Below are 8,710 nucleotides of genomic sequence, written 5' to 3'. Positions count from 1 at the left end.
GGCCTGCGGCGCACCGGTGCGCCGCCGGTGAGGAGTGCGTCGTGCGGATCCTGCTGCTCGCGTCCGGGTTCAACAGCCTGACGCAACGTGTGTTCACCGCCCTGCGCGAACGCGGGCACGCCGTCGCGGTGGAGCTGGCCCTCGGCGACGAGTCGCTGCGCGCCGCGGTGGACCGCCTGCGACCCGAGCTGGTGCTGGCCCCGATGCTCAAGTCGGCCATCCCCGAGGACGTCTGGTCGACCGTCGGCTGCCTGGTCGTGCATCCGGGGCCGCTCGGCGACCGGGGACCCTCCTCGCTCGACCGGGCCGTGCAGCGGGGGTGCACCGACTGGGGCGTCACCGTGCTGCAGGCCGAGGCGGAGATGGACGCCGGGCCGGTCTGGGCCACCGAGCCGTGCGCGCTGCCGCCGCTCGCCAAGAGCGACCTGTACCGCGGCGAGGTGGCCGACGCCGCGCTGGCGGCCGTGCTGGCCGCGGTCGACCGGTTCGCCGGCGGCACCCACACGCCGCTGCGCCAGGACGCGCCGCCGGTCCGCGACCGGGTCCGGGTGCGCCCGCCGCTGCGCCAGCCGGAGCGGCGGATCGACTGGCAGCGGGACTCGACCGAGGCGGTGCTGCGCACCCTGCGGGCGGCGGACTCGCAGCCGGGGGTGCTGGACGAGATCGACGGCACCGCGTGGTTCCTGCACGGCGGCCACCGCGAGGACCGGCTGCGCGGGCGCCCGGGCGAGCTGCTGGCGACCCGGGCGGGGGCGGTGTGCCGGGCCACCGCCGACGGCGCGGTGTGGATCCCGCAGCTGCGGCCCCGGCGCCGGCCGGGCGGCCCCGCCACCTTCACGCTGCCGGCCGCCACCGCGCTCGCCCTGGCCGGGCAGCCGCTGCCGGCCCCCGCGCCGCTCGACCCGGCGGCGGTCGGCGACCGCCGCACCTGGAGCGACATCCGCTACCGGGAACACGGGGAGGTGGGCCTGCTCCGGTTCGCCTTCCCGGGCGGGGCGATGAGCACCGACCACTGCCGGCGGCTGCTCGCCGCCTACCGCGAGGCCTGCCGCCGGCCCACCTCGGTGCTGGTCCTGGGCGGTGCCCGGGACTTCTTCAGCAACGGCATCCACCTGAACGTGATCGAGGCGGCCGCCGACCCGGCGGCGGAGTCCTGGGCCAACATCAACGCCATCGACGACCTGGTGGAGGCGGTGCTGACCACCACCGACCGGCTGGTGGTGGCCGCGCTCGGCGGCAACGCCGCGGCCGGCGGGGTGATGCTCGCCCAGGCCGCCGACGAGGTCTGGTGCCGCGACGGCGCCGTGCTCAATCCGCACTACCGGCTGATGGGCCTGACCGGCTCGGAGTACTGGACCTACTCGCTGCCCCGCCGGGTGGGCACCGCGGCGGCGGAGCAGCTGCTGGAGGCGGCGCTGCCGGTCGGCGCGGGCCGGGCGGCGGAGCTCGGACTGGTGGACCGGGTGCTGCCGGGCGGCCCGCAGGACTTCGCCGGGCAGGTCCGCGCGCTGGCCGGGCGGTTGGCCGCGGGCGCCGGCACGGCGGCCAGGACCGCCCGGAAGAAGGCCGAGCGGGAGCGCGCCGAGGGCGAGCGGCCGCTGGCCGACCACCGGCAGCAGGAGCTCGACCGGATGCACGCGATCTTCTTCGACCCGGAGCACCCGTACCACGCGCTGCGGCGCGCCTTCGTCCGCAAGGAGCGGCCGACCGCCACGCCCGCGCACCTGGCCCGCTACCACCGGCCGCCGCACCTCGCACCCCGGTGACTTTGCGTACGCGTCCGTGACCGGCGGTTCACCCGGGTGGCTGCGGTGGACCGCCCGCGGCGGCGTGGCGTGCGCTATCAACGGCAGTGACGCCCTTTTCTGGTGAGCGTCACCTCCCAGACCCTGGAGGCATCCCATGACGGATGCGCAGACAACCCCCGCGCCCGCTGCGGCCGAGGAAGAGAGCCCGATCCACATCCTCTGGATCAACGCGGGGCTCAGCTGTGACGGCGACTCCGTCTCGCTGACCGCCGCCACCCAGCCGAGCATCGAGGAGATCGCGCTGCGGGCGCTGCCCGGCCTGCCGCCGATCGCGGTGCACTGGCCGCTGATCGACTTCGAGTGCGGCCCGGTGCAGGGCGCGGACAACTTCGTCGAGTGGTTCTTCAAGGCGGACCGCGGCGAGCTGGAGCCGTTCGTGCTGGTCGTCGAGGGCTCGATCCCGAACGAGTCGATCAAGCCCGAGGGCTACTGGTGCGGGTTCGGCGACGACCCGGCCACCGGCCAGCCGATCACCACCAGCGAGTGGCTGGACCGCCTGGCACCCAAGGCGCTGGCGGTGGTGGCGATCGGCACCTGCGCCACCTACGGCGGGATCCACGCCATGGAGGGCAACCCGACCGGTGCCATGGGCGTGCCGGACTACCTGGGCTGGAACTGGAAGTCCAAGGCCGGCCTGCCGATCGTCTGCGTGCCCGGCTGCCCGATCCAGCCGGACAACTTCGCCGAGACGCTGACCTACCTGCTCTACCAGGCGGCCGGCGCGGCGCCGATGATCCCGCTGGACGACAAGCTGCGGCCGGCCTGGCTGTTCGGCGCCACCGTGCACGAGGGCTGCGACCGCGGCGGCTACTACGAGCAGGGCCAGTTCGCGACCGCCTACGGCGAGCCCACCTGCCTGGTGAAGCTGGGCTGCTGGGGCCCGGTGGTCAAGTGCAACGTGCCCAAGCGCGGCTGGATGGACGGCATCGGCGGCTGCCCCAACGTCGGCGGCATCTGCATCGGCTGCACCATGCCGGGCTTCCCGGACAAGTTCATGCCGTTCATGGACGAGCCGCCCGGCGGCAAGGTGTCGAGCACCGCGAGCGGCGTCTACGGCGCCGCGATCCGGCGCCTGCGCGCGTTCACCCTCGACACGGTGGACAAGGAGCCGAAGTGGCGGCACACCGGCAGCCGGCTGACCACCGGTTACCGCTCCCCGTGGTGACCGTCCCGAAGAGCAGTTGACGACCCCTCACCGACCTGCCCGCGATCCGAAGGACTCAGGAGACAGACGATGGCACCCACCGCCAAGCCGGCCGGAGACAACTCCGGCCTGATGGAGATGTCCTGGGACCCGATCACCCGGATCGTGGGCAGCCTCGGGATCCACACGAAGATCGACTTCAAGCAGAAGCGGGTGGCGGAGTGCTACAGCACCTCGTCGGTCTTCCGCGGCTACAGCGTCTTCATGCGCGGCAAGGACCCGCGCGACGCGCACTTCATCACCAGCCGGATCTGCGGCATCTGCGGTGACAACCACGCCACCTGCTCGGTCTACGCCCAGAACATGGCCTACGGGGTGAAGCCCCCGCACCTCGGCGAGTGGATCATCAACCTCGGCGAGGCCGCCGAGTACATGTTCGACCACAACATCTTCCAGGAGAACCTGGTCGGGGTCGACTACTGCGAGAAGATGGTCCGCGAGACCAACCCCGGCGTGCTGGAGCAGGCCGAGCGGACCGAGGCCCCGCACGCCGCCGAGCACGGCTACCGCACCATCGCGGACATCATGCGCTCGCTCAACCCGCTGGAGGGCGAGTTCTACCGCGAGGCGCTCCAGGTCAGCCGCTACACCCGGGAGATGTTCTGCCTGATGGAGGGCCGCCACGTGCACCCCTCCACGCTCTACCCGGGCGGCACCGGCACGGTGGCCTCGGTGCAGCTGTTCACCGACTACCTCAGCCGACTGATGCGCTACGTCGAGTTCATGAAGCGCGTGGTCCCGCTGCACGACGACCTCTTCGACTTCTTCTACCAGGCCCTGCCCGGCTACGAGGAGGTCGGCCGGCGCCGGGTGCTGCTCGGCTGCTGGGGCTCCCTCAACGACCCCGACCACTGCGACTTCACCTACCGCAACATGACCGACTGGGGCCGGCGGATGTTCGTCACCCCCGGCGTGGTGGTGGACGGCAAGTTGGTCACCAACGACCTGACGCAGATCAACCTGGGCATCCGGATCCTGCTCGGCAGCTCCTACTACCAGGACTGGGCGGGCCAGGAGCAGTTCGTCACCCACGACCCGCTGGGCAACCGGGTCGACCCGCGCCACCCGTGGAACCAGCACACCATCCCGGCCCCGCAGAAGCGCGACTTCGACGACAAGTACAGCTGGGTGATGTCGCCGCGCTGGTTCGACGGCAAGGACCACCTGGCGCTGGACACCGGCGGCGGCCCGCTGGCCCGGCTCTGGTCCACCGCGCTCTCCGGCCTGGTGGACGTGGGCTACGTGAAGGCGACCGGCCACAGCGTGCTGATCAACCTGCCGCGCACCATGACCAAGCCGGAGACCACCTTCGAGTGGAAGATCCCGCAGTGGAGCAACGCGCTGGAGCGCAACCGCGCCCGCACCTACTTCCAGGCCTACGCGGCGGCGCTGGCCCTGCACTTCGCCGAGCAGGCGCTCGGTGAGGTGCGGGCCGGGCGGACCCAGACCTGGGAGAAGTTCGAGGTGCCGGACGAGAGCATCGGCTGCGGCTTCACCGAGGCGGTGCGCGGCGTGCTCTCCCACCACATGGTGATCCGCGACGGGAAGATCGCCAACTACCACCCGTACCCGCCCACGCCGTGGAACGCCAGCGTGCGCGACACCTACGGCACGCCCGGCCCCTACGAGGACGCGGTGCAGAACACCCCGATCTTCGAGGAGAACCCGCCGGAGAACTTCAAGGGCATCGACATCATGCGCGCGGTCCGCAGCTTCGACCCGTGCCTGCCCTGCGGCGTCCACATGTACGTGGGCGGCGGCAAGACCGTCAAGAACCTGCACGTCCCCACCGGCCTGAGCGGACTGGCCGGATGACCGTGGCGGCGGCGAGCAGCCGCGTGGACGAACTGCTGGACCAGCTGGCGGCCACCGCCGACCTGCGCACCGCCGAGACGGTCGAGGAGCTGGTGCGCGCGCTGATGGCGATGTACGGCGAGGGGCTGGCCCGGCTGGTCGGCCTGCTCTCCGGGCGCTCCGGCGCACCGCTGGACGCGCTGCTCGGCGACGAGTTGGTGGCCGGCCTGCTGGTGCTGCACGACCTGCACCCGGAGGACACGGCCCGCCGGATCGACCGGGCCCTGGCGGCGGCCGACGCCGCGTCGTACCGGGTGGACGGGTTCGACCCGGCCACCGGCGCGCTGCGGCTGACCGGCCGGGCGGACGGGTGCGGCTGCGGCTCCGCCGAGGCCACCCGGGCCCGGATCGAGGAGGCGCTCTCCTGCTTCGCCCCCGAGGTCGGCCCGGTCGAGCTGAGCAGCGCGCCCCGGGAGCCCGCGCTGCTGCAGATCGGCCCGCGGCCGGGCGCCCGGTGAGCGCCCCGGTCGCCGGCGGACTGCGCAGGTTCCTGGCCCCCGCGCCGCCGCGCCCCGAGCGGTGCGAGCTGTGCGGGGTGGAGCTGGCCGGCGAGCACCGGCACCTGGTGGACGTCGAGCAGCGCGTCCTGGCCTGCTCCTGCCCGCCCTGCGCGCTGCTGCTGGACCGCGAGGGGGCCGGCGCGGGGCGGTTCCGGGCCGTGCCCCAGCGCTACCTGACGGACAGTCGGGCCGAGCTGGGGGAGGCGCTCTGGACGGCCCTGGGCATCCCGGTGGGCGTCGCGTTCCTGCTGCGCACCGGCGATCCGGAGCGCTTGCTGGCCGTCTACCCCGGCCCGGCCGGGCCCACCGAGAGCGACCCGGGCCCGTCCGGCACACAGACGCTGACCGCGGCCACCGGCCTGGCCGCGCTGCTGCGGCCCGACACCGAGGCGCTGCTGCTGGTGCGCACCGACGGGGACCGCCCCGGCGGCGACCGGCTCTGCGCGCTGGTGCCGGTGGACGCCGCCTACGCCCTGGTCGGCCGCCTGCGCAAGCACTGGCGCGGCTTCGACGGCGGCCCACAGGCGCGCGCCCAACTGGCCGAGTTCCTCGGCGACCTGCGCGCCCGGGCCACCGCCGTCGCCGTGGAACGGAGCGCCCCGTGACCGCCGTCGAGTTCGAGTGCACCGGAGTCCGGGCCGAACGCTACGCCGTCGGCCCGACCCTGCAGTTCGGTCTGCGGATCACCGCGGAGACGCCGGACACCCGGGTGCACGCCGTCGCCCTGCGCTGCCAACTGCGGATCGAGCCCGGCCGCCGCGGCTACGCACCGCGGGAGACCGAGGGGCTGGCCGACCTGTTCGGCACCCCGGACCGCTGGCAGCGCACCCTCCAGCCGCTGCAGTTCGCCCAGGTCGCCACCGTGGTGCCCGGGTTCACCGGCAGCACCGATATCGAGCTGGCGGTGCCGTGCAGCTACGACATGGAGGTGGCGGCCACGCGCTATTTCGCCGCCCTGGAGGACGGCGAGATCCCGCTGTTGCTGCTCTTCTCCGGCACCGTGTTCAGCGGGCCGCAGGGCTTCGCGGTGCACCCGGTGCCGTGGGACCGGGAGGCGCGCTGCCGGGTGCCGGTGGCCACCTGGCGCGAGATGGTCGAGCAGCACTTCCCCGGCTGCGGGTGGCTGCGGCTGCCCGGGGCCACCATGGGGGCACTGCTGGAGTACCGCTCCCGGCGCGCGCTGCCGTCCTGGGAGGCGACCGTCACCGCCCTGCTCGCCGACGCCCAGACCCCCGAGGTGGCCGCCCCGTGACCCACGCCGACGCCGACGCACGGTTCGCGACCGCCCGCCAGGTGGCCGACGCCGTGCTCTACGAGGGCTACGTGCTCTACCCGTACCGGGCGTCCGCCGCCAAGAACCGGATGCGCTGGCAGTTCGGCGTGCTGGTGCCGCCGACCTGGTGCGAGGAGAGCGGTGAGCGGTCCGTGCAGCGCACCGAGTGCCTGCTGGAACCGCGCGTGCAGGCCCACCTGCAGCTGCGGCTGCGGTTCCTGCGGGCCCAGCGCCGGGTGGTCCAGCGGGCCGCGGCCGGCGGCGACTGGGCCGCGGTGGAGCGGCTGGAGCTCGCCGACCGGGTGCTGGTCCCCTGGGACGAAGGGGTCGAGGAGCAGGAGGACCTGACCGTGCCGCTCGCCGACCTGTTCGGCGACGGGGTGCGGGTGCCGTTCGGGCGGCCGGACGGCGAGCAGCTGGAGCCGGTCCGCGACGAGACGGGCGCCGTGGTCGGCCGACTGCTGCGGACCAGCGGCCGGGTGGCCGGCGAGCTGCGGCTGTCGGCCGTCGAACTGCCCGGCCCCTACGGCCTGGTGCGGCTGGTCGCCGAGGTCGCCAACGTGCTCGACGGCCCGCCGCCGGAGCCGGGCGACCGGGCCGCCGCGCTGCCGCACGCGCTGGTCGCCACCCACCTGATGCTGGGGCTGACGGCCGGCCGGTTCCTCTCGCTGACCGACCCGCCGGAATGGGCCCGCCCGGCCGCGGCCGGGTGCCGCAACGAGCGCGGCTGGCCGGTGCTGGCCGGCGCCGACGGCGGCAGCGACGTGCTGCTCTGCTCGCCGATCATCCTGGAGGACCACCCCAGGATCGCGCCGGAGAGCCCGGGCGTGCTCTACGACGCGCTGGAGATCGACGAGATCCTCGCGCTGCGCACGGCCACCCTGACCGAGGAGGAGAAGCGCGAGGCCCGCGGCACCGACGACCGGGCCGCCGCCGTCATCGACCTCGCCGACTCGCTGCCGCCGGAGATCCTGGAGCGCCTGCACGGCGCGGTGCGCGGCCTGCAGGAGGTGACGGCGCCGCAGCCCGCGCTGCTCGAACCGCAGACGCCCTGGTGGAACCCGGAGGCGGACGCCGCCGTGGACCCGGGCACGGACCGGGTGCTGGTGGACGGGGTGGCGGTGGCCGCGGGCTCGCGGGTGCTGCTGCGCCCCGGACTGCGGCGCACCGACGCGCAGGACCTGTTCCTGCAGGGCCGCGCCGCCGTGGTGGAGGCGGTGATCCACGACGTGGACGGCGCGGTCCACGTGGCGGTCACCCTGGAGGACGACCCCGGGACCGAACTGCGCCGGCTGCAGGGCCGGTTCTGGTACTTCCAGCCCGACGAACTGGCGCCCCTGGAGGACGCGTGAGCGCACAGCGGTCCGAGCCGGCCCGGGTGCTGGTGGCCGGCATCGGCAACATCTTCCTCGGCGACGACGGCTTCGGCGTCGAGGCCGTGCAGCGGCTGGCCCGGGTGCCGCTGCCGCCGGGCGTGGAGACCGTGGACACCGGTGTGCGCGGCGTCCACCTGGCCTACCAACTGCTCGACGGCTACGACACGGTGATCCTGCTCGACGCGACCCGGCGCGGTGCGCCCCCGGGCACCGTCCACGTCATCGACGCCTCGCAGCAGCCGGCCGAGGCCGGGCCGGTGGCGGTGGACGGCCACCGGATGACGCCCGACGCGGTGCTCGCGCTGCTCGACACGCTGAGCGCCGGCACCGGCGGCCGCCGCCCCGACCGGATCCTGGTGGTCGGCTGCGAGCCGGCCTGCCTGGACGAGGGCATCGGCCTGAGCGCCCCGGTCGCGGCCGCGCTCGACGAGGCGGCGGCCACCGTGCTGGCGCTCGTCGGCGCGCCCGTGGCCGGCTGAACCAGAACCGCCGTCACCGGCCGGACCTGCCCGCTACCGCACCCGAGAGAGAGTGACCCGCATGCTGAAGTTCATCGGACTGGTGGTCGTCACCGCGGCCGCCGCCCTGGTCGCCGCCAACCTGCCCGACCTCAAGCGCTACCTGCGGATCCGCTCGATGTAGCGGCCGAACGGCTGACGGCCGGGTGGCGCAGCGGCGTGGCGGGGGGCCCCCGA

Annotated in this window: 9 protein-coding genes; all 9 read left to right on the top strand. The window is 74.3% G+C overall.

All coding sequences use genetic code 11. The features are described 5' to 3' along the window. Positions 1–41: 41 nt before the first annotated feature. The 9 genes from ACFW1A_RS34800 (at position 42) to ACFW1A_RS34760 (ending at position 8,657) form a co-directional block, all read left to right on the top strand. On the top strand, positions 42–1,766 hold the full coding sequence (locus ACFW1A_RS34800; protein ID WP_380416348.1) for an enoyl-CoA hydratase-related protein: 1,725 nt from the start codon (positions 42–44) through the stop codon (positions 1,764–1,766). 136 nt (positions 1,767–1,902) lie between these two features. Further along, positions 1,903–2,973: a hydrogenase expression protein HypE gene (locus tag ACFW1A_RS34795; protein WP_380416346.1), complete on the top strand. Its 1,071-nt coding sequence runs from the start codon at positions 1,903–1,905 to the stop codon at positions 2,971–2,973. Between the two features lie 69 nt (positions 2,974–3,042). Next, the gene (locus ACFW1A_RS34790) at positions 3,043–4,827 is read left to right on the top strand and encodes a nickel-dependent hydrogenase large subunit (RefSeq protein ID WP_380416344.1); all 1,785 of its coding nucleotides are present in this window, start codon (positions 3,043–3,045) and stop codon (positions 4,825–4,827) included. Next, on the top strand, positions 4,824–5,324 hold the full coding sequence (locus tag ACFW1A_RS34785; RefSeq protein WP_380416341.1) for a hypothetical protein: 501 nt from the start codon (positions 4,824–4,826) through the stop codon (positions 5,322–5,324). The genes ACFW1A_RS34790 and ACFW1A_RS34785 overlap by 4 nt, the downstream gene beginning before the upstream one ends. After that, entirely contained in the window at positions 5,321–5,971 is a 651-nt protein-coding gene (locus ACFW1A_RS34780; RefSeq protein ID WP_380416339.1) for a DUF5947 family protein, read from the top strand. The genes ACFW1A_RS34785 and ACFW1A_RS34780 overlap by 4 nt, the downstream gene beginning before the upstream one ends. Next, on the top strand, positions 5,968–6,618 hold the full coding sequence (locus ACFW1A_RS34775; RefSeq protein ID WP_380416336.1) for a DUF6084 family protein: 651 nt from the start codon (positions 5,968–5,970) through the stop codon (positions 6,616–6,618). The genes ACFW1A_RS34780 and ACFW1A_RS34775 overlap by 4 nt, the downstream gene beginning before the upstream one ends. Then, positions 6,615–7,991 (top strand): hypothetical protein, encoded by a 1,377-nt coding sequence (locus tag ACFW1A_RS34770; protein ID WP_380416334.1) that lies wholly within the window; start codon positions 6,615–6,617, stop codon positions 7,989–7,991. Before ACFW1A_RS34775 ends, ACFW1A_RS34770 begins: the two co-directional genes overlap by 4 nt. After that, positions 7,988–8,494: a hydrogenase maturation protease gene (locus tag ACFW1A_RS34765; protein ID WP_380416332.1), complete on the top strand. Its 507-nt coding sequence runs from the start codon at positions 7,988–7,990 to the stop codon at positions 8,492–8,494. The genes ACFW1A_RS34770 and ACFW1A_RS34765 overlap by 4 nt, the downstream gene beginning before the upstream one ends. A gap of 61 nt (positions 8,495–8,555) precedes the next feature. Then, entirely contained in the window at positions 8,556–8,657 is a 102-nt protein-coding gene (locus ACFW1A_RS34760) for a DUF6893 family small protein (RefSeq protein ID WP_380416328.1), read from the top strand. Positions 8,658–8,710: the final 53 nt, after the last annotated feature.

The organism is Kitasatospora sp. NPDC058965, assembly GCF_042741245.1.
Classification (GTDB): Bacteria; Actinomycetota; Actinomycetes; order Streptomycetales; family Streptomycetaceae; genus Kitasatospora.
The sequence above is the reverse complement of the archived record's forward strand: the minus strand, read 5'-3'. Positions and strand labels throughout refer to the sequence as shown.